We start from the raw sequence: 24798 nt of genomic DNA, 5'->3' as shown, positions 1-24798 counted from the left end.
ATGCTTTTTTGTGATATTCTCTTTCTATGCTCTTCTCTATGATCTTGTTTATTATTTGTAATTTTATTTGAAAAATGTCCTAAAAATATCATTACCGTTGGCAAATAATAGTAATGTTATCAGTAAAACAAAACCAACTAGTTGTGCGTATTCTAAGAATTTATCTCCAGGTTTTTTACCCGTAATCATTTCCCATAAAGTGAACACGACATGACCTCCATCCAAAGCTGGAATTGGCAATAAGTTCATAACTCCTAACATAATTGATAAGAAAGCGGTGATATTCCAAAAAACTTCCCAGCTAAATTCGGCAGGAAAAATACTTCCGATTGAAATAAAACCACCCAAACCTTTGTAAGCTCCTGTACTTGGATTAAAAATCTTCTTCAATTGCTTTACATAACTGGTAACGGTTGTCCATGCTTTTACAGTTCCTGCAGGAATTGCTTCGCCAATCGAATAGTTTTTTTCTGCCAATTGATAATAGCCTAATTTCTCTAAATCTTTAACGGATACTTGTCCTAAACTTACGCCTAGCTTTCCTTTTTCGCTAATTTTCACAGGAATCGTTACATTTTCAGTACCTCTTTTTACGATGATATCAATTGCTTGTCCTTTATTTTTTTCTAATTCGATTTGAGCTTCATCAAAATACCTTATTGTAACGCCGTTTATTGCGATAACAATATCTTTAGGTTGTAAACCGCTATTAATATTTGGTGAATCTTTGGCGATTTGAGCAATTATCAGTGGCAATCGGATATTGATAAAACTTCCTGCATTTTTATCCCTGTCCATTAATTTTGAAATAAAATCGGTAGGAATTTCTTTCTCAAGAATAGTTCCATTTCTGTTAATCGTGTAGTTATTTCCGTTGATAAATTCTAGTGGAAGGTCTTTAAATTTTTGAATAGTTTCTCCATCAATAGTCAGGATTTTATCACCAGTTTGTAAACCTAAATCTTTTCCTAATTGACTTTGTACCCAAACACCATCTTTAAGATTTTCGTTTGGTAAAAATTTTTCACCATAAGCATACATCAAACAAATGTAAATTACAATCCCTAAAATAAAGTTTACCGTAACTCCACCTAACATAATAATTAAACGTTGCCATGCTGGTTTAGAGCGAAATTCCCAAGGTTGTGCAGGTTTGCTCATTTGCTCGGTATCCATACTTTCGTCAATCATTCCCGCTATTTTTACGTAACCTCCTAGCGGAATCCACCCGATTCCATAAACAGTATCGCCTATTTTCTTTTTGAAGATAGAAAACTTATAATCAAAAAATAAATAGAATTTTTCAACTTTGGTTTTAAATATTTTGGCAGGAATAAAATGCCCTAATTCATGTAAAACAATTAAGAGTGATAAACTCAAAATAAATTGTACTGCTTTTATTAAAATTTCCATAAAGGTGTGTATCTAAATTTAAAAATTGGACAAATGTACGTTTTTCAATACGGTTGTAAAAGTTTGTGGTATCGATGCAGTTTTGTTTTAACAAAATTTTGATGTAGAAGCTATAAAAACCTTGTTTTTAGTCGTATTTTTGTTTAAAATCAGTCGAATTCAATTTGAATTTGATTGAAAATTCAATTACAATGGACTTAAAATTCTTTAAAAAATCAAAAAGTACCCTGCTTTTTTTACTTGTTTTTTCTTTGATAGGCGTTCCTATTTTTTATCATTTAGTAAAAGTAGAGGATAGATTGCCTGTTTACAATCCTGCGGATATCAACCCTCGATTGGTAGATACATCAGTGCGTTCAAAATCAAAAAATCATAAGATTGGCGCTTTTAAACTCATCAATCAGAATGGCGAAATAATTACCAATGCCAATTATAAAGATAAAATTTATATCGCCGATTTCTTTTTTACCCGATGCCAAACAATTTGTCTTTTGATGGCGTATAATATGAGTGAATTACAAGAAAATTTTAAAGATGATGATGACATTATGTTTTTATCGCATTCGGTAACGCCTGTAATGGATAGCGTTCCGCAATTACGAAAATATGCCGATGCAAAAGGTGTTATCGATGGAAAATGGAATGTAACTACTGGCGATAAAAAGCATATTTATAACTTAGCTCGTAAGCATTATTTTGCTGTTTTAGATGAAGGCGATGGCGGTGACCAAGATTTTGTACATACCGAAAACTTTATTTTAATCGATAAAAAAGGACAAATTCGAGGCATGTATGACGGCACAAAAGAAGAAAATATGCAAAAAATTATAGATGATGTTATCTTGTTAAAAGAGGAGTATAAGTAATGTGAGTTTAGCTAATTTAAACGTCCTTTTTTATTTATTAGAAAGGACGTTTAAAAACAGCATTATTTATTTTAAATATCTAGTGATAATTTTAAGCTTCCACCTAATCCTTCTCGAATTATTCTCATTAATGTTGAAAGCCTAATATCACTAGCATTATTTTCTATTCTAGAAATATAACTTTTTGTTGTTCCTACTTTTTCCGCTAGTTGTTGCTGGGTAAGGTGTTGTTTTTTTCTAGCTTCTTGTATTAAAACGCCAATTTTAAAAGTTTCAAATTCTTCTTCAAATACTTCTCTAGTTCCTGTTCCAACATTTCCATATTGTTGGTTTAAGTGGTCGTCAAATGAGGTTATTTTTTTATTTGTTGTCATAATATTGGTCTTTAAGTCTTTCTGCTCTTTTGATTTCTTTTTTGGGTGTTTTTTGTGTTTTTTTCTGAAAACCACTTAATAAAACAATTAGATTTCCATTATCAAAAAAACAGAAAATTCTAAATATTCCATTTCCTGCTGAAACTCTCACTTCCCAAATTCCATTGGTATTGGTTAGGTGTTTAAAGAATTTTTCGGGAACAATTTTTGTCTGTTTTAATATTAAAAGTGTCCAGTCAATTTTTTTTCTAACAATAAGTGATTGTTTCTTGTAAAAATCTATAAAGTGACTTTCATAAAATACTATTTCTCTGTTAAAATTACTCAATTATAATAATCTTTTGACTTAACACAAAGTTAGCTAAATAGATAACTTTATCCAAAGATAAAAACAGTTATTTTTATAAGCTACTTTAATTTATTTCCTTCATCGTCAAAATTTTTGCTAATTTCTTGCTCTGTTTTAATTACCGATACCGCTAACGACAATAACATAATCGCCATAGGTTGCCAGCTGATGGTTTTATTTAAAGAAACAAAAATCAACGAAGCCACCAATGAAATACTCGAATATATTAAAAATTGTTTGGTAAAAAAGCTATTGGCAAATTGCCAAATTGTATCATTTTTGATGGTTTTATTGGTTCGGTATCCGTAGATTAAATTTATCTTTTTAGGTGGGAAAAAATAAAAGATAATACTGAATAAGAATAAAAATCCGTTTATTGAAAGTACGTAATAATAAGGGTTCATATTTATTTTTTAATTTATTTTAGTTATTTTTTAATTGAAGCTATTATTTCTTTTAAAAATAGATTCATATCGGCATTTTTGGTTAATCCTGTACGAACGATGACCAAATTTTCAGTGGGCAAAATAAACACATTCTGTCCTTTATACCCATTAAAAGAATACATATTTTTAGGAACATCAGCATATTTCCCGCCTGCATTTAACCAAATTTGCGCACCGTATTGCTTATCGGAAGTTGGGGTAGGCGTAGTGGCGTACTCTACCCAATCTTTATCAAAAAGATGTTTGCCATTCCACTGACCATTATGTAAGTATAAAAGCCCGAGTTTTGCCCAATCTCTAGTGGTTGCCCAGCCGTAAGATGAACCTACAAAGCTACCATTTGCATCAGTTTCGATAAGCATTGAATTCATGCCGATTTTATCAATTAAAGCGCTGTACCAATACTCTAAATATGCTTGATGTGTGCTAAATTTACTGCGGATAAGCCCCGAAATTAAATTGGTTGTTCCTGATGAATAATTCCAATTTTCGTTTGGTTTTGATGTTAAAGGCTTTTTTAATGGTGTTTTAGTCATGTCATTTTCTAGAAAAAGCATTTTTGTAGCATCGCAAATGCTGTTGTAATCTTCTTTCCAAGCCAAGCCTGAATTCATCTGTAATAAATTATGAAGCGTAATATTTTTGCGTTCATCGTTTTGCCATTCTTCAAATAAATTAGCAGCATTTATATTTATTTTGCCTTGACATTGCATAATTCCAACAATCGTACTGACAATGCTTTTAGTCATCGACCAACCTAATTGTTTGGAGTTCTTATCAAAACCATCGGCATATTTTTCGGCAATAATTTGATCTTTATAAATTACTAAAATCGATCGTGTTTTGTTTTTTGCATCAAAAAGAGTGTCAATAATCTTAGCTATTTTTTTATAGTTGATATTCTTAAAAATGCTGTCTTTCTGATTGGCATTTCCGTACGGAAAAGGCGTAGTATTATCGGGTTTACTACGTTTTGGAATGGGTGTTTTTTTAGTGATATCATAATCATCATTAATTAAAACAGCGCCTAAACCTTCACGATAAATGGCTTTTCTGGTTAATAAACCAAAAACGGAACCTGTTGCCGATTTTTCCTCGATATTTATTTCATCCGAAGTTAAATTTATTGGCGAAAAATTATTGTCGTTTTTATCGGTAAATTCTAAACTTCTACCCGCCAAAAAAATGGAGGAAGCGGTGTTTTTAGCCGAATATCCTGCTAGTATGTTTAACTTCGGATAATTTAAATAAACAAGAATGCTAAGTGTTAAAACACTAAAAAAAGTGATGAATAACACGATTTTCTTTAAATTTTTCATAAAAAACAGTTTTAACAAATGTAAGAATTTAATTGATTGATGTTTGTAATTGAAATACAACTGCTACCTTTGTTACAAATATTATTTTTTATGTTTATTGTAGATAAAATTAGAGCTGATTTCCCGATTCTTAACCGAGAAGTTCACGGAAAAAAATTAGTATATTTTGATAACGGAGCAACTTCTCAAACGCCACAAATTGTTATTGATGCCATTGTTGATTATTATTCAAATTACAATGCAAATATTCATCGAGGCGTGCATACGTTAAGCCAAGAAGCTACCGATAAATATGAAGAAGCGCGTTTAAAAGTACAACAACATTTTAACGCTAAACATTCGTATGAAATTATTTTAACCGCAGGAACAACGCATAGTATTAATGTGGTTGCTTCGGGTTTTTCGGCTATTTTAAAAGCAGGAGATGAAGTAATTGTATCGTCTTTAGAGCATCATTCAAATATTGTTCCTTGGCAGATGCTTTGTGAAAAAACGGGGGCTATTTTAAAGGTAATTCCGATGAATGAAGATGGTTCTTTACGCATGGATATATATCATGAATTATTAAATGCAAACACGAAATTGGTGTTTTGTAATCATGTTTCAAATGCCTTAGGAATTATCAATCCGATTAAAGAAATTATTCATGCGGCACATAAATTCGGTGCCTATGTTTTAATTGATGGAGCGCAAGCAGTACCGCATATAAAACCAGATGTACAAGGGTTAGATGCTGATTTTTATGTAGCATCGGCACATAAAATGTGTGGACCTACAGGGGTTGGTGTATTGTACGGAAAAGAGGAATTGTTAAAATTATTACCGCCTTATCAAGGAGGTGGCGAAATGATTGAAACTGTAACTTTTGAAAAAACAACCTACGCAGGATTGCCTCATAAATTTGAAGCGGGAACGCCAAATATTTGCGGTGTAATTGCTTTTGGAGCGGCAATAGATTATCTAAATTCAATAGGTTTTGATAATATCGCCAAACAAGAAAACGAATTATTAGCCTACGGAACACAAGAATTAGAAAAAATTGAAGGCTTAAAAATTTACGGAACAAGCGATAAAGTTGCTGTAATTTCTTTTAATTTAGAAGGAATTCATCCGTATGATGTAGGATCGATTTTAGATAAATTAGGCGTTGCCGTTCGTACTGGGCATCATTGTGCGCAACCGATTATGAATTTTTACGGAATCCCTGGAACGGTTCGAGCATCGTTTGCTTTTTATAATACAAAACAAGAAATCGACGTTTTAGTAGCTTCTGTAAAAAGAGCCAAAATGATGTTGAGTTAATTTCTTTTTTTTAATAATTGAGTTTTATATATTAAAACACCTCACAGATTTTTAAATTCTGTGAGGTGTTTTTTATTATATATTATCTAGATATAAAATGAAGCAGAAATTCCTAGCCCCGATTGAAGCAATTGTTTGAGCTCTTTTTTTGATTTTTCTTCAAAAAAAAGCGAGTGCGGAAAGCGGGAAATAGCTTCAAATAATTTTTAATCTCTTGACATAAAAATTTGTAAAACATACCAAAATAATAGCATTAAAGAAGCAAATAATCCGATGGCGGCAGGGATATAATCATCAGTAGAAAATTTGTGAACAAGGTTTGAGGTTTGGTATAAAATAGACTCCGCAGCTAGTACGCACATTCCTACAGAAAACCATAAACCAAGGTTAAAACCAAACAATGTTCCTGCAATTAATAAGGCAATGGCAATGAAAAAACCAATGCTTAAACCTGCTTTTATAAAGGAAAAATCTTTTTTGGTGATAAATACAATTGATGAAATTCCTGCAAATAATCCTAGGGTTACAATACCTGCTTGCTTGATAATTTCAAAATTATTGGTGTATGAAATTGCCATGTAAATTAACGGAATAAAGATAAATGCTTCGGCAAATACATAGCCAGAATAGGCTAAATATTGTAAGTTTTTGTCGGTTGTTTTTAAGGCGGTGCTTTCGGCATAATTGGTTATTAGCATAAAACCACCGAGCAATAACAGCCACTTGTAGCCTTGTGTCATTGATAATGCAAATTCGACAATGCTGGCGTTTTGCAATAATAAATATTCAAAAAAGATAAATAATAATACGCCTAAACCAACGTGTGCGTATGTTTTTTTGTAAAAAGAAACGCGGTCTGTTGCTGATAATTGCCCTACGCGAATTTTGTTGTTAAATGAGTTTTCCATGAAAATTTTTTAAGATAAAATGTAAAGGTATGTTTTTTAAGCGAAATTTAATTTTTGTTTTACTTTTTGAAAAAACCTTTTTTATAGTTTTTGTTCTATAATTATTTATTTAATCAAGGGCTGTCTGTGTCTTGAATTTGTTTTACTTTTATCAAAAAAAAAATTTTACATTTTGAAAAATATTAAATTTCCGACACCACATACTATTTTGTTATTAATAGCTGGTTTGGTGGCACTTTTAACTTGGTTTATTCCTGCGGGTAAATTTGATACTTTGCAGTATCAAAAAAGTAGTAATTCGTTTACATATTCACATTTAGAAGAGCAAAAAACACTTCCTGCAACCCAAGAATCATTAGCGGAATTAGGGATTAAAATTCCTTTAGAAAAATTTACAAAAGGCGATATTTCTAAACCGATTAGTGTGCCAGGAACTTACACTGAATTACCTGCGCAACCTCAAGGAGTTTTGGCTTTTTTTAAATCGCCAATAAGAGGAATTACCCAATCGTCAGACATTATTTTGTTTGTGTTAATTTTAGGAGGTGTTATCGGAATTATGAATTTTACGGGTGCTTTTGATGCGGGAATTGCATGGCTGGCAAAAAAATTAAAAGGGAAAGAATATTGGTTGATTTTTGTGGTAACAAGTTTAATAGCCGCGGGTGGAACTACCTTCGGATTGGCAGAAGAAACCATTGCTTTTTACCCTATTTTGATTCCTATATTTTTAGCGGCAAGATACGATGCTATTGTTGCTTTAGCCTGTGTTTATATAGGTTCGTCTATTGGAACTATGTGTTCAACAGTAAACCCGTTTAGTGTTATTATTGCTTCGGATGCGGCAGGAATTAACTGGACAACAGGTTTTACAGGAAGGTTATTAATGCTGGTTTGTGGAATTGTTATTTGTGTTATTTATATTTTACGTTATGCCAATAAAGTTCAAAAAGATCCTACAAAATCAATTATTTACGATCAAAAAGAAATGATTGAAAATATCTTTGGAAGTAGTACTTCTGATACCCATGTTTTAACAGGAAGATTGCGTATTATATTAACTGTTTTTACGCTTTGTTTTGTGGTAATGATTTACGGAGTTTCTCGTTTAGAATGGTGGTTTGAAGAAATGACTGTGGTCTTTTTAGTAGGGGCAATTCTTATTGGTTTTTTAGCCAAAATGAAGGAGGAAAATTTTGTAACAACCTTTATAAAAGGCGCAAATGATTTGTTGGGTGTTGCGTTTATTATTGGAATCGCACGAGGGGTTTCAATATTGATGGAACAAGGATTAATTAGCGATACTATTTTACAAAATGCTAGTGAATTTACTACAGGAATGCCAAAAGGAATTTTTGCAAACGTGTTATTGTTTATTTATTCGGGCTTATCATTTTTTATTCCAAGTTCGTCAGGAATGGCGGTTTTAACCATGCCGATAATGTCGCCACTAGCCGATACGGTTGGTATTGGACGTGAAATTATTGTCAATACTTATTTATACGGAATGGGTTTATTTTCGTTTATCAATCCAACAGGATTAATTTTAGCTTCTTTGGCAATTGTAAAAGTTGGTTATGATAGATGGCTGAAATTTGCACTTCCTTTGGTTGTTATTTTAACAATTTTCACCATGATTTCTTTAACAATTCAGGTATATTTATAAAGGATGAAATAGAAACAAAGAGTTGCCAAGGTAATTTTATCAGCAATAAAACTGAATTATATTTAGGGAAATATTGTTGAAATTACCTTGGTTATTTTTTTAAGCCGTTACTTCAATTAATTTATTTCGATAAACGGTTAATAATTTTGATTTCGAGATAAAACCATAATATTTATCTTCTTTTATAACAGGTAAATTCCAAGCGCCACTTTTTTGAAATTTTTGCATAATATCAGTCATTTTATCTTTTTCGATGTTAATAACTGCTGGAGGGTTGTGCATTAATTCTCTGGCAAAAACAGCATCGTAAAGCGTTTGATCAAACATAATTGGTCTTATATCATCTACTAAAATAATGCCTAATAATTTATTGTTTTCTTCGCTAATTACAGGGAAAATATTTCGGTTAGATTTTACAACAGCTTTATGAACAATAGCACCTAAACTCATTTCAGGATGCAGGGTAACAAAGTTTTTTTCAATAACAGTATCCATATCCATTAGCGTTAAAACGGCGTGGTCTTTATTATGAGTAATTAATTCCCCTTTTCTGCCTAATTCCATTGCGTACACAGAATGCGGATGTACATATTTGGTAATTGAATAAGAAATTGCTGCTGTTATCATTAATGGAATAAAGAGTTCGTAACCGCCTGTTACTTCAGCAATTAAAAAAATAGCGGTAAGCGGAGCGTGTAAAACACCTGCCATTAAACCCGTCATTCCGACCAATGTAAAATTACTTTCAGAAACAGCATTGTTAAAAAAACCGCTGCTATTAATTGTTTTAGCAACCACATTTCCTACAATACTTCCCATAAATAAGGAGGGCGCAAAAATACCACCAACACCTCCTGCACCAAAAGTTAATGCGCTGGCAATAACTTTAAAAAATACTAAGCCTAAAAGCAATAATATAACGATCCAAACATTTGTTAAGTCTAGGTTTATAAAATTGTTTTGCAATGCCTTTTCTGGGTTTCCGTTGATTAAATTATTGATGGTATCAAAACCTTCTCCGTATAATGGCGGAATAAAATAAAGTAAAATTCCAAGCCCAATTCCTCCAATTAAAAACCTTTTTATTGGAGAATCTATTTTATCAAAAAAATTATGAATACGGTCATAAACTTCAGTGAAATAAATGGAAGTTACGCCTGTTACAATTCCTAAGAAAATAAAAAAAGGAACGTCATTTATAGTGAAAATATCTTCGATTTTAAAAGGAAGTAATACATCTGATCCTAAAAAGAAATAAGAGGTTATAATTGCCGAAATAGAGGCTAACAATAAAGGCAACATCGAAGCGATTGTTAAGTCTAAACTGAAAACTTCAATGGCAAAAATAATGGCGGCAATTGGTGCTTTAAAAATAGCAGACATTGCACCTGCTGCTGCACAGCCAATTAATAAAGTTCGGGTTGTTTGATTTAAATGAAGCCATCGAGAAATATTAGAACTAATAGCCGCAGCTGTTGCTACGGTTGGTCCTTCAAGCCCTACCGAACCTCCAAAACCAACGGTAATTGGGGCTGTTAAAACGGAACCAATCATTTGATATCGTTTCATAATTCCTTTGCGTTTAGAAATTGCAAAAAGTGTAGATGGAATACCGTGGCTAACCTTATTTCTGATAATATATTTAATGGTTAAATACACAATTCCAAGACCGATAATAGGAAAAACAAAGTAAAACGCATGGTGGTAATACCGCACTAAATTTCCTTCTAATAAATGTTGAAAAAAATGTGTTAAGTTTTTTAAAACAATAGCGCCAATACCTGATAAAAAACCAATAAGAATGGTTAAAATATAAATAAATTGACGTTGAGAAATATTCTTGGTGCGCCAAATTAAAAATTTGGTAAACGCTTTTTTAAATTTCGGGAATTTCATTTTGTAAGAGGCAAATAGCTACAGCAAAAGTACTTGAAATCATCAACAATAACGTGTTTTATTAACGTAGAGTTTTAATTGTTTTTAAGTTGTTATTTTAAAGGTAAAGTCTTAAAAAGTTAATTATTTTCTTGATTACCAATATCTTTTATTAAAGAAAAAGCAAAATAAATAATAAAACCACCACTTAATACAATACAAATCCACATAAAAATAGTGGTTTGCCAAAAAGGGGTGTTTTTAGGAAATACGGTTTTACTTTTGTTTTTAGAAAATGATGTAATACTTGTTTCTGCTATGTTTTTTGTTGTCGATGAAATGAAATTTCCTAAATCGTAGGACGGTTTTGTTAATGTAGAATCAATTATTATTTTGTAATTAGTTGCTTTCTTCAAATTAGCAATTAAATAGATTGGCTTCTGAAAGAATTGAATATTTTCTATTGCTAAAGCAGGATTATCTTTGTTTTCAATTTCGATAATAAACTCTTTTTCATTCAAATTGTTAAACGTAAATGAGTTTTTATTTTTAGAATTTAACTGAAAAGAAGCGATAGTTTCTGTATAAGTTTCTACACGTTTTTTAATTTTTCGTTCTCTTTTTACAAGTATTTTAGCATTTCTTAGAAAAAAATCGGAATCAATTTTAAAAGAAATACTATTTATTTTATGTGAATTTTCAGCCGTAAATTTAAGTTGTGTAACCTTTTTCTTTTTTTCGGTAGAAATAGCTTTTTGTTTGTATTGATTTATCTGAATAGCATTTTGAGTAAAAATTTCACTTTTATAAACTCCAGCTTCCAAAATATTTATGGGTAAGGAGTTTTTATCATCAAAATTAATGCGTAAAAAAGGATAGGTATTTAAAGGAAAATTAATAGTTTGCTCTAAAAATATTTTTCCTGAAGCTGTTTTTTTAGGTGTGCTTTTATACGGTAAAATACGATTAGAAATCAGCCCAAACCATTCAGAACCATTGTCACTTCCGTAGATATTGTAGCTTTTTCTGATTTTTGTATTGGCTATTTTAAGCGTAATCTCAGCTAATTTTTCTGCCGATTTATTTTCTATTATAATTGAAGTAACAGAATCTTTAATAACTTGTTTCGATGCTATTTTAAGTTGCTCAAAAGTTGAGAATTTTTTATCATTATTATAAATTAAAACATACGGAACATCATTATTTAATGAATCTTTAATTCTTAAAAAATTGTAATTTTCGTTGCTAACAGCTCTAACTTTTAGAGGTAGCATTATTTTATGCAAACCGTTTTCATTTATCGGATGAATACTACCTGTATAATTTTGAGCAAAAGTAGTAAGAGAAACGAATAAGGTAATTAATAAACTATATTTCATCATCTGTATTTTTATTTTCGGTAGTTTTATCAACAACCAATTTTTTTAATTTTTGATACACAAAAGAAATTATCAATATTAAAACTCCTAATAATATAAAAGCAATAATTTTCCCTGTTTCCGAAACATTTTTAATATCGTAGATAAAAAGTTTCAAAATAGTGAATCCAAGTAACGAAAGTGCGATTACTCGTAAATTTTTCCATTGTTTTTTTATCCCAATAATTAAAAAAATAAAAGAAAAAACTCCCCAAAGTATTGGATATCCTATTTTAATAATTTGTGTTTTTGTCGCTGATATTTGGCTGTGTACAAAATTACTTTTAGCGTAAAAATCATTTTCTGATTCAGGGAATTTTTCAGATAAAGCTACTGTATCAACAGAATTTGAAAGATGTAAACCATGTATCATTATTTCATTACTTAAAATATATACAATAGCAAAAGTAAATATCCAAGGCAACCACTTACGTTGTTTTGGTTTTATCTTAAATAATAAATCGGATGTACTATATAGTTGATATCCAAAATAAATTAAACAACTTAAAATGATATAATGAAAGTAAAAAGCATAGTTTGTATCAGTGTTTTCTACGAAGTTTTCAATTAATTCGTTTGCTGGTAATTTGTAAAAATTAATAATATAAAGTACTGTTGAAATAATACCTACAATTAAAATTCCTTTTGAAATATTTTTGTTTTTTAATATTGATGCGATATATAATACGATCGTAATAAATATAAAATGATATGTTACAGGAAAAGAGAATGCAGAAAAAGTGTTCTTTAAAAATTGATAAGCTTGATAATTTACTTCTAAAATACCCGTAAAATAGGTTATTAAAATTGTAATTATTAAAAGGATATTTCGATAAGAATTAATATTTATAGAAAAGTGTTTTATAACGACTTCTTTCTCTTTTTTTAATAACCAATACGTTAAAAATAGCGAACAACTAACTACTAAACCTGCAATAAATAACGGATTTAAAATGACGTTTAAATCTTTTGTAAAGCTGTATTTTTCCCAATCTAAAAATAAACTGATAAGTGTTAAAACTTGAATTATAAAAGCTCCAATTTTAAAGGTATCTATTTTTGATTTTTGAGATAGCCAAAACAATAAAACAGCTTCCGAAGCCCAGAAAAGTGTAATAATATTACCTTCAAATTGAATTGGAATTGTTAAGGTAACAAAAGTTAAAGCAAGTCCGATTAATAGATAAATAGCGTTTTTATCTAATCCGAATTTTTTATATAAAACAGTAGCATAAGCAATGTTATAAAGTGCCAATAATAAAGTGAATAATCCTGTTAAATTTGACTCTAAATCATTTAAAATTAACATTCCTAATCCGAAAAACACAAAGGTATTTGCTACTAAAATAAAATATTCTATCGTAGAAAAAACACCTTTATTTCTAAGGTTATTTAAAACAATTGTAATACTAAATATAAAATAGAATAAGGTTGCAAAAATTAAAGCTCCTGTGTGTGAAAATGTATTGCTACCTATTTTTAAAGTACACCAACTTCCGAATAATATTGTTGTAAATATAAAAGATAATATTGTTGAAATTCGCCATTTTTTAAAATAAGAAATCCCTAATATTCCGATGTTTAAAATAGCAATGTAAGTAAATAAAACTACGTAATTACCTTCGCCCGTACTTACCATAAATGGTGCTGAAAACCCACCAATTAATGATAAAACAGCTAGTTCTTGTCGGTTATAAGAAACCGCAACAAGCGTACTAAAAATGGTTATTACCGTCATAATAGCAAAAGCCACAGTTTGACTAAATAACTGATATTCATGAAAAGCAATATAAATAGTAAAGTAAAAAATACTAATAGCTCCGGCAACTAAAACAGAACTAAAAGAGGTGTAATTTTTCTTTAATTTATGAGCAATTGCCATAATTAATGAACCACATAAAACGCCAATTCCAACTCTTGCAGGTTCGTTTATCCAATCTTTATCGATGGCATATTTCACGAAAAAACTAATTCCTAATACTAAAATTAAGATTCCAAGTTTATTGATTAAGTTTTCACCAATGAACTTTTCTAAATCAGGATTTTTCTCTTTAAATCTTTCAAAAAATGATTTTTTAGGAATTGATTTTATTTTCTCTTTAATTGGTTTTTCTATTATTTTTTTATCCTCTAAAACAGGTTTTGTTTTTAAAGAATTAGTAACAGAAGGTATTATAACTTCCTCTTTTTTAGGAGTAGGAATTATTGGATTTACTATTTTAGTTACTTTAGGAATTACAGTTTTTTCTTCTTCGGATGCTACATTTTTATGAGCTGTAACGGTATCTTTTGAAAAAACTTTTTTTTGTAAATCAGTAATTGTTTTATTGAGCTGTTCAAATTTTGTGTTTATATTTTTATTGATAAAATATAAACAGAGTAAGACGATTATAAATAAGAGTCCTTCCATAAAATATCGTTTTGAATTTTAGTTCAAATGTAAACCTTTATAATTATATCGATTTTTGATGTCATCAAAAGGAAAAAAATAGGTCTGTAAAAGCTATTATTATTTGTTTTCTGATATTTTTTAGATAAAAACTGAATCAATACTATTATTCTTATAAATTTGTGAGTCAGCTATAAAAGAAGAAAAAACATGACAGTATACGATCTTATAAACATACTTACCACCAACTCTAGTAATATTCTTAATTACTATATATTGTTGTTTGTAATAGTATTAATAGGGCTTTTATTTTCAAATATGATTCGTCCTAAATCGCCAATTTTATATGTGTATAGCGCTTTAATATACGCTATAGCGATACCTGGTCTTTTAAGTATTATTTTAGTTGTTTATAACTTTTTCTTTTTGCGTAAAAATTTAATGCAACTTCAATTGGTTACCTATTATTTACCGATAATAGCCATGGTATTATTGTTTTTAATTATCAAAAAAACACTTCCTTTAAAAGAAATTCCTGGTTTTGATAAGTTATCAGGGTTGTTTATTATCTTATTTATCACCTTTTTAATTACCTATTTTATTCAAAAAGCAATTATAGGTGTTTTCTTTATAGGTAGTTTTACTCAGCTTATAGCCATATTTTTAGTTTTATTAGTCGTTTTAAAATTAGGGTGGAATAAGTTGGTAAAGTAATCAACTGACATAAAAGCTTTATAGTTGGTTAATTTTTTTAAATTTGTTAAAACTAGAGTAACTATGTTAAAAAATTTAAAATCGCTATTTTTTACTGAAGATGAAAGTAAAGAAGAGAAGAAAAAGGAGGTAGTTTCAACAGATATACCAAAAACATCATCAGAAAAAGTAAATATTGTAAATAAATCAGCTCCCATAAATTTCAATGCTACTGGTAGTATTGACAATGCAATTGTAGAAAAATTATTAGTAGCAATTGAAAATAATAACTTAGAAGGATTTGATTATTTAGAATTTAAAAAAGCCTTAAAAGCCTTAGATAAAATTCCAATGGATGAGGCTACAAAATATCGTTCAACTTATGCGGCGGCTTCTACAATGGGCGCAACTTTAGATACTTTATTAGAAACTATAAAACATTATATAGGCATTTTAGATACTGAAAATAGTACTTTTATCAAAGCTTTTGAAGGTCAGTTAGTAGCTAAAGTAGGAAATAAAGAAAAAGAAATTACCCAGTTTGAAGCGGTTATCAATGAAAAATCAGAAAAGATAAAGCAACTAACAAACGAAATTACAAAGCATCAAAATCAAATTTCAGAATTGAAACGTTTAGTGGATGATAGTAATCAGAAAATTACTAAAACTCAAAATGATTTTAAAATGTCGTATTTACATTTAAGAACTCAGTTTGAACAAGATGCACAAAAAATAAAACAATATATAAAATAATGGAAAATTTTGCACCCAAATCTTTTTGGGAAAAACCAGAAGGAAAAACAGGAATGTTTTTTACAGCACTATTAGCAGGTGGAAGTATGTATTTTTTATACAAAGCACTGCCTTATCTTATTAATATTGTTGAAAACACCTTACATTTAGGATTACTTTTAGCAGGTTTAGGAGCTTTAATTTATATGATTTTAGATCCTAAGATGCGTAACCTTATTTTTTATATGTACAAATCGTTTATGCGATGGATTACAGGTTTGTTTATTTTAATTGATCCGATAGGAATTTTAAAAAGTTATATTGATGATTTAAAAGATAACTTAAAGAAAATGAACAAACAAATTGCTGTGTTAAAAGGTCAAATGAGAAGGCTACAGCAAATAATGAATGAAAATAAAAAGAATATCAATAACAATTTAAAGCTTGCAAGTGCGGCAAAAGAGAAAGATAAAAAAGGAATTATGATTCTGAAATCTCGTAAAGCAGGGAGATTAAGAGAATCTAATTTAAAGCTAGATGAGTTGTACAGAAAAATGGAAATTTTATACAGAGTATTAACAAAAATGTATGAAAATTCTGAAATTTTAGTCGAAGATATTGAAGACCAAGTACTGGTCAAAGAACAAGAACGTAAAGCAATACGTGCGAGTCATTCCGCTATGAAATCGGCAATGAATATTATTTCAGGTAACAACGATAAAAAAGAAATGTTCGATAGAGCTTTAGAAGCAATTGCTGATGATGTGAGCATGAAAATTGGTGAAATGGAACGTTTTATGGAAATGTCAAACGGTTTTATGGATTCTATCGATTTACAAAACGGAATTTTTGAAGAAGAAGGTTTAGAATTATTAGATAAATGGGAAAAAGAAGGTGTTTCTTTAATCCTTGGAAATCAAAAAGATTTATTAGTAAACGATAGCCATAGTGTCGATTTAGATGCACCAACTTTCAAGCAAACTAAAAATCATAACAATCAATATTCAGATTTATTCAACTTTTAAATATTTATAATTAAAAAATAATATTAAAATAAAAATTATGGCAGGACAAAAATTAACTCCATTATCCAAAATATTAATCGTTGCAGTAATTATTGGCGGTGTTTATTTCTTACTAAATAAATTAAGAGATCCAAAAATTAAAGATAAAATAAATGAAGTAACTGCTAATGATAGTTCAGAAACCAAAGAAGGATATCAAGATGTCTTAAATATCGGAGTTGTTACTTGGGGAGGTTATGCAGGTGGACAATATTTTAATGAAGGTTTTAAAGCAAATACCAATTCTCGATTTTATAAAGATTACGGATTTAAAGTAAATTTTAAAGTAATTGATGATTTTGATGCTTCTCGTGATGCATTTAAAAATGGCGATATCGATTTAATGTGGGCAACTATTGATGCTTTTCCTACCGAAGTAGCAGGATTATCACAATATCAACCACAAGTTGTTTTTCAAGCAGATTGGAGTCGTGGAGGAGATGCTATTGTTGCACGTCGTGGAATTAATAAAGTAAGCGATTTAAGAGGTAAGAAAATAGCAGTAGCCCCAATGACACCATCACACTCGTTTTTAATTTGGTTATTAGAAGCTGGAGATATCAGTGTAAAAGATGTTAAAATAATAGAAGTACCAAGTGCTATTGATGCTGCCGATGCTTTTAAAAGTGGAACTGTTGATGCTGCCGTTGTTTGGAGTCCTGATGATGCAGATTGTATTAAAAAAGTTGCAGGAGCTAGCGTTTTAGAAAGTACTAAAAATGCAACACATATTATTGCTGATGTTTTTGTCGCTAAAAAAGATTTTATCGAAAATAATAAAGAACAATTAAGAGAATTATACGAAGGTTGGATGATTGGAGCTTCTGAATTAAATAATTCGGATGCTAATAAAAAGAAAGCTGCTAAAATTTTAGCCGAAGGTTTATCGCAACCAGAAGATTTTTGTTATGATGCCATTAATAATGTACGTTTAGCTACGCATGGAGATAATCAAAATTTCTTCGGATTAAATAATAATTACAACGGTGTAACTGGTGAAAACTTGTACAATAAAATGAAAGTAAAGTATCAAAATTTAGGATACAATACTTCAGGTGCAAAAAGTTGGAGATTACTTTCTACAAAAGATTTAGTAACAAAAACAACTTCTTTAACTGGTGCAAATCATGTTTCAGAAAAAGAAAAACAATTTTCTGTAGCCAATGATAAATTAACTAAAAAAGCATCTTTATCATCAAAAAAAGTAAGTATTAGTTTTAGAACTGGACAGTTTATTTTAAGCGATAATGCAAAGCAATTAATAGACGTACAATTTACGCCAATAGCAAAAGCTTTTGCAAATACACGCATCCGTATTGAAGGAAATACTGATAATGTTGGAAAAAGAAGTTCTAATGTGTTACTTTCTAGACGAAGAGCTCAGTCGGTTGCTAATTATTTAATCGATCAACATAATATGCCTAAAAACAGGTTTATTATCCTTGGAAATGGTCCTGATAAACCAATTGCTGGTTGCGAGAGAAATCAGAATAAAAGCTGTCAAGCAAAAAATAGAAGAACCGATTTTGAATTAGTTGTAGACTAATGAATTATAAAAAATTATTCGAGTTACGAGGAGAACTCACATCGAAAGAAAAAATTACGCTAACCATTTTGGGAAGCGTAATTCTTATTTTGTTTTGGTTTTTATTAGCGGAAGTTTTATCTAAAACAATCATCACCCAAAACGACACGATCTCACCTACTTCTTTATCCGAAGAAAATAGAAAATACTACGAAAGCGATTCACTTTTAGTAGCTAATTATACACTTTTAGAAACAAAAAGTATTGAAAAACTAACACAGTACGGTTTAGTTAAAAACAAAGTATATCCTATTTTACCTTCGCCAATAAAAGTAATCAAAGCTTTTCCTGAATTAAATAAAGATGATGATGTTATTGGAAATACTTTTTTATCGATTAAATTAAATCTTTTAGGATATTTATTAGCAATTATTATTGCAATTCCTGTTGGTTTTCTTTTAGGATTAATTCCGCTTTTTAGAGGTTTGTTTAGTAAAATAATTGATTCATATCGTTTTATTCCGCTAACAGCTGTAACAGGGATTTTTATTATGTGGCTAGGTTTAGGAAGCCAAATGAAAGTCAGTTTTTTAGCTTTTGGTATTATCGTTTATTTAATTCCTGTTGTAGTTCAACGAATTGATGAGGTTCAAAAAGTATATTTAAACACTGTTTTTACTTTAGGAGCAACACCGTGGCAAACGATAAAATCAGTTTATATGCCGTATGTGTTTTCAAAATTAATTGATGATATTCGAGTTTTAACCGCAATTTCATGGACCTATATTACCATCGTAGAAATGCTAAATAAAGGCGGTGGAATTGGTGAATTAATTTGGACAGCAAAAAGACAAAGTAGAATAGATAAGGCGTTTGCAATATTAATAATCATTGTTATTATCGGAGTAATACAAGACCGATTATTTGTAATTATAGATAAACTATTGTTTCCTTACAAACATATTAATAAAAACAAACGTTAACAATGAGCTTACTATTTACAGATAACGCACAGGCAGCTAATCTTATCGAATTACGTAATATTGAGCAGTCGTATAATAACGGACAAACTAAAATTATTCAAAATTTAGATTTGCTAATTGAAGACAAACCAATGCAAGGGCAATTTGCCGTTATCTTAGGAATGTCGGGCTGTGGAAAATCTACTTTATTAAGATATATCGCAGGTTTACAACAACCAACATCAGGAAGTGTTTTGGTAAAAGGGCAACCTGTTAGCAAACAAAATAGGGTGAGTATGGTTTTTCAGCAATACTCTTCTTTACCTTGGATGACTGTTTTAGATAATGTTGGTTTGGCATTAAAATTTGAAGGGATTTCTAAAAAAGAACGTGATGAGCGTGCTATGGAAATGATTCAATTAGTAGGTTTAGACGGACACGAAAAAAAGTATGCGCAATATCCTAATTTATCAGGAGGGCAATTACAACGAATCGCAATTGCACGTAGTTTAATGTCGAATCCAGAAATTTTATTGATGGATGAGCCTTTTGGAGCTTTAGATGTTAAAACGAGGTTGCAAATGCAAGATTTATTAATCAATATTTGGGAAAAATTTAGCCCAACTATTTTGTTTGTAACACATGATATTCAGGAAGCCGTGTATTTAGCCGATGATATTTATATCATGAAACACGCACCATCAAATTTTGTAAAACATATTAATGTCGATTTGCCTTTTCAACGAAATAGAGAAACTAAAAGATTGCCTCATTTTGATCATTTAGTACATCAAGTAGAAGATGCAATGATGGCAATAGATTCAGAAAATTAATAATCAATAGTCTATGAATAATACAAAATCGTATAAAATAATCGACCTTTTTTTTAAGAAGTTATCTTCAAAAGATACGCCTTATTTCTTTAAAGGGAAATTAGTAAATCCTTTAAAAATAATTTCTATTTCTGCGGATTTTTCAAAACTGAAAATTAAAGATGAAGATTTATTATTGCTTTATTCGTCAAAGAAAGATAGCAATGATTTCGATTTTGTAATTACTTCAAAATATATTCACACCAAAATCAACAGGTATTTATTAGGAATTAGTTCTTTAAAAAATGACGAATTTCTTTCTTTTGATGAAGAGCATTTATCATCAATAAGAAATTTGGTGAGTGATTTAGGTTTATCAGTAAATGAAGAAAAGAAAAATTTAGCTTCTTTTACTGATAAATTTAAACGCTTTGTGAATCAAAAAAAAAGTAGTGCTACTAATTTTGATATTGATGCTTCTTTTTTAGAAATTTTAAAAAATGAAGGTGATAAAATTCAAAATTTAGCAGACGATTTAAATAATAATAAACGGTTTTCAACAGTAATTAATGATATTGTAACTAAAACCGATGATGCCGTAAAATTTACCGCCGAACACATTATTTTACAAGATATTATTAAAGTATTTAATAAGGTTTGTAATTTAACAAGTGAAGAAAATAAGGTCGCAACGCTAAGGATTAAGTTTTTATTGGCTTTTTTGTTTGAAAAATTACAAGGAAAGGATATTATCAGTAGTTTAAGTATCGCCCGAATAAATGAATTTGTTGCTTCGGATAGTTTTGATAAAAATATCGAAATTATAAAAGAAGCCACTCTTTTTGATTTAGGAGATACCTATAAAAATGAGTTTTTGTTACCGTTAATTTTAAAGCGATTAAAGAATCCACATTTTTCAAATTCAACTGCTTTTTTATATCGAATTGCTTCTTTAATTGTAAAAGCAGATGGAACAGTATCTGAAGAAGAACAAGAAATTCTTAAAAAGATAAACAATAAATTACAGCATCCGAAGGAAAAATTACAAGGAGTAAAAGAGGTTGAGGTTGATGAAAATGAGACTTTAGAAGAAGTTTTAGAGGAATTGAATCAATTGGTAGGTTTAGATAATATTAAAGGCGCAATTGCTGAATTATCGAATTTTTTAAAAGTTCAAAAATTACGAGAATCCGAAGGATTAAAGAGTGTAAATAATTCGTTGCATTCTGTATTTATGGGACCTCCAGGAACAGGAAAAACTACGGTAGCACGTTTAATTTCTAAAATATACAAACATTTAGGCTATTTAGAAAAAGGGCATTTAATAGAAACCGACAGAAGTGGAATGGTTGCGGGTTATGTTGGGCAAACGGCTTTAAAAGTTGAAGAAATTGTAACCGCTTCGTTAAATGGTGTTTTATTTATTGATGAAGCATATGCGTTGGCAAAAGATGCTAAAAAAGATTTTGGAAATGAAGCAATTGAAGTATTGCTGAAAAAAATGGAAGACCACAGAAAAGAATTGGTGGTTATTGTAGCTGGATATCCTGATGAAATGAAAAGTTTTATCAATTCAAACCCAGGGTTACAATCGCGTTTTAATAGGTATTTTACTTTTGATCATTATAAACCGACAGAATTGGTTGCTATTTTTGAGCTTTTTTGCAAAAAGAACGATTTTGTTTTAGCTGCTGATGCCAAAGAAAAACTCTTATTTATTTTTGAAAAACTCTACGAAAAAAAGGATAAAAACTTTGGAAATGCTCGTGTAGCAAGAAATCTTTTTGAAAAAATAATTGAATATCAAGCTAACAGAATTATTGCAATTGCTCCCATAACAAAAGAATTATTAATCACCATTGTTGAACAAGATATACCGCCAGTAAATAAAACAGTGGAAAAATATTTGATGTTTCAAGAAGCTGAAGAAACAGTATAAAATGATTACAGAAAAAGATATATCTGCAAGATTAAAACGAACTATAAAAGCGCCAATTCGTATTGGTTCGTTAACTGATTTAGCCATCAATAAAGCCGATTTTATAGCATCTTTTAAACCTTTTTTTGATACTGATTTAATGGATGATGTGTATTTGGTTAAAAATAATCAAATTGCATTTTTAAAGTCAATTTTTATAGAAGATAGAATTTCTTTAGAAAAAATACATCAAGATTATTTTGAAGGGAAGTTATCAAAAAGTGTTTTAAATCCTTGGATTGATAAGTTATCAAAAAATCAAAAGAAAGAATTTTTAATCCTTTCTAAAATTACAAGACAACGAAATATTTCTTCTTTTACAGTTGAGAAATCCGTAGAAAAATCATCAAAGAAATCATTAGAGAAACAAAGTGATAATTTAGAAGTAAAACGTATTGAAGCAAAATCATTTAAACAAGATGTATCCGATTTTAGAGTTTGGAAACGTATTTTTAAACAAGCATCAAAAGCATCCGTAGAAAATGAATTATTTAAAAGCCTTTTAAAACAAGTATTTCTTTTTATAAGTGAAATTCATCCAACTACTCAAAAGATAAAAGTTACGAGTCATTTTATGCGCACAATTTCTGATGTTCAGATAAAAGGAGAAAACTCTCCAGAAGGTGTTCATGAAGATGGAGCAAAATATATTGTGTCTGCTTTGGTTATCAATAGAACGAATATTTTAGGCGGAGAAACTCAAATTTTTGAAGCTATTTCAGAAAAAAAACAACTGATTTTTAATACGATTTTAGAAGCTGGAGAATTTGCATTTCAAGCAGATACTGGTGAAGAAAAAGAATTTGGAACTGATTTATGGCATTATGTAACGCCTATTCAGCCCATAAATTTAGCTGAAAAAGGCGTTAGAGATATTATTGGTTTTGATATTGAAATCGTATCTTAATAAATATTTTTTACTGAAAAATTAAGAAAGTATACAGCTAATTTTATCAAGAGAATCGCCGTATTTAAAACTAAAATCGATATGTATTAAATCACCTGCTTTAACATCTAAAGTATTGGTGGTTTTTAAAACAGTAGGAGGCATTAAACTATCTGTACCTGTAAAATTAGCACCAGGTGTAACTTCTACATACGATTCTAAATATAAGGCATTAATTGTACCTGAAAATAAAGCAGGAACTGAAAAACTTAAATTTACACCTTCTTTTTTTTCTTTTAATAATTCAATTTCATTTGCTAAAAATTGTTGTGATAAAAACATCGGTTGATGTCTTGTAAACATTACAGGATAATGTTGTATATTATCATCTATTTCAGCCTCGCATAACCTTGCGAAATTCACAATTCTATTCGGGAATAATTTACCATCCGATTTTAAAAACTGACGCATATGTTGAAAAATTTGTACTTGAAATTCATTAGCACAATAAATACTCATTAATTCACCAATAACATGGTCAACTTTTTCGGGTAAATTGACGGTAAGTGCATTGGCATAAATAACTTCTACTTTGTCTTTCCAATCATATTTTTCAATTTCTTTGTTGATAAAAGGAATTAAATCAGGATTGTTTTCAATTAAATACGCCTTTTTAACGTGTGGCATATATAATTTTGTTAGCGGTAAAGTACCAACGCCAATTTCACAAACTACGGCATCTTTAAAATTGTTATTTAGCTCAAAAGCTTTTTTAAATGCGTTGACTCTTTGCGCATCGGTTTCCATTATTTTATAATAAATTTCAGGGAAACCAAAATGAGATTCATCAAAAGTTTGTGCTTTTAATAAGGCATATTTTAAAGTATCGTAATTATCTATAATTTGATGGTGTAATTTGTCGTTCATTTATTTTGTAGGTTTTTCTGTAAGATAAAAGTAATGAAAAATCTCTTAGTAAAATCAGCTTAATTTTAGCGAAAAACTGTAATTTTATCTTTAAAATAAAACAACAATAATGAAGTATTTTACCGTAATTTTTTTAGTAATAACAAGTGTTTTAATAGGGTGTAAAAACTCAGAAAATACAACAGCTATAACGCCAAAATCTATAACAGAAAAAGTTGTTGTAGAAAAAAATACAGAAGAAAAAGTAATGTCTTCAAATACACATCAAGTGGTTGTACTTGAAAAAATAGATGCTGGAGGTTATGTTTACTTGAAAGTTTCAGAAAAAGAGAAAGAAGAAGGAAAACAATATTGGATTGCCGTTCCTGGAAAACAAGTAAAAATAGGCGCTACTTATTATTATGATGGTGGAATGGAAATGAGAAATTTTGAAAGTAAAACCTTAAAGCGAACTTTTGATCGTGTTATTTTTGCACAAGGTATTCGAGATGAAAAAAAGAAAATCAATAATAATATCAAGAATAAAACGATTAAGAAAAATGCTACTACAGGAAAATCAAAAATTAATATAGAAAAAGCAACTAATGGAATACGAATTGCACAACTTTTTGAAAATCCAAAAGCGTATCAGAATAAAGAGGTTATTATTAAAGGGAAAGCTGTAAAGGTAAATAATGGGATTATGGGCGTTAATTTCATCCATTTACAAGACGGAACAACAGGGAACGGGCAATATGATATTACCGTTACCAGCAATGAAATCGTAAAAATTGGCGATATTATTACGCTAAAAGGAACTGTTATTTTGAATAAAGATTTCGGAGCAGGCTATGTTTTTGATGTCCTTATCGAAAAGGCGGTTGTTTTAAAATAGTTCTTTAAAAAAGAAGAGTA

At 29.7% G+C, this 24798-nt stretch carries 22 protein-coding genes; 12 read left to right on the top strand and 10 right to left on the bottom strand.

What is annotated here, in order from left to right:
• Positions 1-63: 63 nt before the first annotated feature.
• On the bottom strand, positions 64-1413 hold the full coding sequence (gene rseP / locus L0U72_RS05555) for an RIP metalloprotease RseP (RefSeq protein WP_233898625.1): 1350 nt from the start codon (positions 1411-1413) through the stop codon (positions 64-66).
• A 191-nt stretch (positions 1414-1604) separates the two neighbouring features.
• Between rseP and L0U72_RS05550 the strand changes: the two genes are divergently transcribed.
• Complete coding sequence (locus L0U72_RS05550) at positions 1605-2279, top strand: SCO family protein (protein ID WP_233898624.1); 675 nt, start codon at positions 1605-1607, stop codon at positions 2277-2279.
• A gap of 71 nt (positions 2280-2350) precedes the next feature.
• On the opposite strand, the gene L0U72_RS05545 is transcribed toward L0U72_RS05550, so the two are convergent.
• The 4 genes from L0U72_RS05545 to L0U72_RS05530 form a co-directional block, all read right to left on the bottom strand.
• Positions 2351-2653: a helix-turn-helix domain-containing protein gene (locus L0U72_RS05545; protein ID WP_233898623.1), complete on the bottom strand. Its 303-nt coding sequence runs from the start codon at positions 2651-2653 to the stop codon at positions 2351-2353.
• Positions 2640-2981, bottom strand: coding sequence for a type II toxin-antitoxin system RelE/ParE family toxin (locus L0U72_RS05540; RefSeq protein ID WP_233897523.1), 342 nt, complete (start codon positions 2979-2981; stop codon positions 2640-2642). The genes L0U72_RS05545 and L0U72_RS05540 overlap by 14 nt, the downstream gene beginning before the upstream one ends.
• 80 nt (positions 2982-3061) lie before the next feature.
• Positions 3062-3406, bottom strand: coding sequence for an SdpI family protein (locus tag L0U72_RS05535; protein ID WP_058886025.1), 345 nt, complete (start codon positions 3404-3406; stop codon positions 3062-3064).
• Between the two features lie 23 nt (positions 3407-3429).
• On the bottom strand, positions 3430-4767 hold the full coding sequence (locus tag L0U72_RS05530; RefSeq protein WP_233898622.1) for a serine hydrolase domain-containing protein: 1338 nt from the start codon (positions 4765-4767) through the stop codon (positions 3430-3432).
• Between the two features lie 90 nt (positions 4768-4857).
• Here L0U72_RS05530 and L0U72_RS05525 point away from each other — a divergent pair, with 90 nt between their 5' ends.
• A complete protein-coding gene (locus L0U72_RS05525) occupies positions 4858-6069 on the top strand; it encodes an aminotransferase class V-fold PLP-dependent enzyme (RefSeq protein WP_233898621.1) in 1212 nt (403 codons plus the stop codon).
• A 206-nt stretch (positions 6070-6275) separates the two neighbouring features.
• Here L0U72_RS05525 and L0U72_RS05520 read toward each other — a convergent pair whose 3' ends face one another.
• Positions 6276-6977, bottom strand: coding sequence for a Bax inhibitor-1/YccA family protein (locus L0U72_RS05520; protein WP_233898620.1), 702 nt, complete (start codon positions 6975-6977; stop codon positions 6276-6278).
• A 172-nt stretch (positions 6978-7149) separates the two neighbouring features.
• On the opposite strand from L0U72_RS05520, the gene L0U72_RS05515 reads away from it, so the two are divergent.
• Positions 7150-8643, top strand: coding sequence for a YfcC family protein (locus L0U72_RS05515; RefSeq protein ID WP_233898619.1), 1494 nt, complete (start codon positions 7150-7152; stop codon positions 8641-8643).
• Between the two features lie 99 nt (positions 8644-8742).
• On the opposite strand, the gene L0U72_RS05510 is transcribed toward L0U72_RS05515, so the two are convergent.
• From L0U72_RS05510 to L0U72_RS05500, 3 genes are all read right to left on the bottom strand, one after another.
• Positions 8743-10539, bottom strand: coding sequence for a chloride channel protein (locus L0U72_RS05510; protein WP_233883053.1), 1797 nt, complete (start codon positions 10537-10539; stop codon positions 8743-8745).
• Between the two features lie 119 nt (positions 10540-10658).
• Positions 10659-11900, bottom strand: a complete 1242-nt coding sequence (locus L0U72_RS05505) for a hypothetical protein (protein ID WP_233898618.1) — start codon at positions 11898-11900, stop codon at positions 10659-10661.
• Complete coding sequence (locus tag L0U72_RS05500; protein ID WP_233898617.1) at positions 11887-14346, bottom strand: DUF2339 domain-containing protein; 2460 nt, start codon at positions 14344-14346, stop codon at positions 11887-11889. The genes L0U72_RS05505 and L0U72_RS05500 overlap by 14 nt, the downstream gene beginning before the upstream one ends.
• 189 nt (positions 14347-14535) lie before the next feature.
• On the opposite strand from L0U72_RS05500, the gene L0U72_RS05495 reads away from it, so the two are divergent.
• The 8 genes from L0U72_RS05495 (at position 14536) to L0U72_RS05460 (ending at position 22998) form a co-directional block, all read left to right on the top strand.
• Positions 14536-15039 (top strand): hypothetical protein, encoded by a 504-nt coding sequence (locus tag L0U72_RS05495; protein WP_145993240.1) that lies wholly within the window; start codon positions 14536-14538, stop codon positions 15037-15039.
• A 63-nt stretch (positions 15040-15102) separates the two neighbouring features.
• Positions 15103-15771: a hypothetical protein gene (locus tag L0U72_RS05490; RefSeq protein WP_233898616.1), complete on the top strand. Its 669-nt coding sequence runs from the start codon at positions 15103-15105 to the stop codon at positions 15769-15771.
• Positions 15771-16775: a PspA/IM30 family protein gene (locus L0U72_RS05485; protein ID WP_233898615.1), complete on the top strand. Its 1005-nt coding sequence runs from the start codon at positions 15771-15773 to the stop codon at positions 16773-16775. Before L0U72_RS05490 ends, L0U72_RS05485 begins: the two co-directional genes overlap by 1 nt.
• A gap of 37 nt (positions 16776-16812) precedes the next feature.
• Positions 16813-18360, top strand: a complete 1548-nt coding sequence (locus L0U72_RS05480) for a phosphate ABC transporter substrate-binding/OmpA family protein (RefSeq protein ID WP_233898614.1) — start codon at positions 16813-16815, stop codon at positions 18358-18360.
• Positions 18360-19322, top strand: coding sequence for an ABC transporter permease (locus tag L0U72_RS05475; protein WP_233898613.1), 963 nt, complete (start codon positions 18360-18362; stop codon positions 19320-19322). Before L0U72_RS05480 ends, L0U72_RS05475 begins: the two co-directional genes overlap by 1 nt.
• 2 nt (positions 19323-19324) lie before the next feature.
• A complete protein-coding gene (locus tag L0U72_RS05470) occupies positions 19325-20134 on the top strand; it encodes an ABC transporter ATP-binding protein (RefSeq protein WP_233898612.1) in 810 nt (269 codons plus the stop codon).
• 13 nt (positions 20135-20147) lie between these two features.
• Positions 20148-22052, top strand: coding sequence for an AAA family ATPase (locus L0U72_RS05465; RefSeq protein ID WP_233898611.1), 1905 nt, complete (start codon positions 20148-20150; stop codon positions 22050-22052).
• Position 22053: 1 nt separating this feature from the next.
• Positions 22054-22998 carry a 2OG-Fe dioxygenase family protein gene (locus tag L0U72_RS05460; protein WP_233897511.1) on the top strand — a complete coding sequence of 315 codons (945 nt, stop codon included), beginning with the start codon at positions 22054-22056 and terminating at the stop codon, positions 22996-22998.
• 21 nt (positions 22999-23019) lie between these two features.
• Here the strand turns inward: L0U72_RS05460 and L0U72_RS05455 are convergent, their stop codons facing one another.
• Positions 23020-23904 carry an SAM-dependent methyltransferase gene (locus tag L0U72_RS05455; RefSeq protein ID WP_233898610.1) on the bottom strand — a complete coding sequence of 295 codons (885 nt, stop codon included), beginning with the start codon at positions 23902-23904 and terminating at the stop codon, positions 23020-23022.
• Positions 23905-24013: 109 nt separating this feature from the next.
• On the opposite strand from L0U72_RS05455, the gene L0U72_RS05450 reads away from it, so the two are divergent.
• Positions 24014-24778 carry a hypothetical protein gene (locus L0U72_RS05450; protein WP_233898609.1) on the top strand — a complete coding sequence of 255 codons (765 nt, stop codon included), beginning with the start codon at positions 24014-24016 and terminating at the stop codon, positions 24776-24778.
• Positions 24779-24798: the final 20 nt, after the last annotated feature.

It is taken from the genome of Tenacibaculum piscium (genome assembly GCF_021390755.1).
GTDB classification, from domain to species: Bacteria; Bacteroidota; Bacteroidia; order Flavobacteriales; family Flavobacteriaceae; genus Polaribacter; species Polaribacter piscius.
Note: the sequence above shows the minus strand (reverse complement) of the source record. Positions and strands in the feature narration are given on the sequence as shown.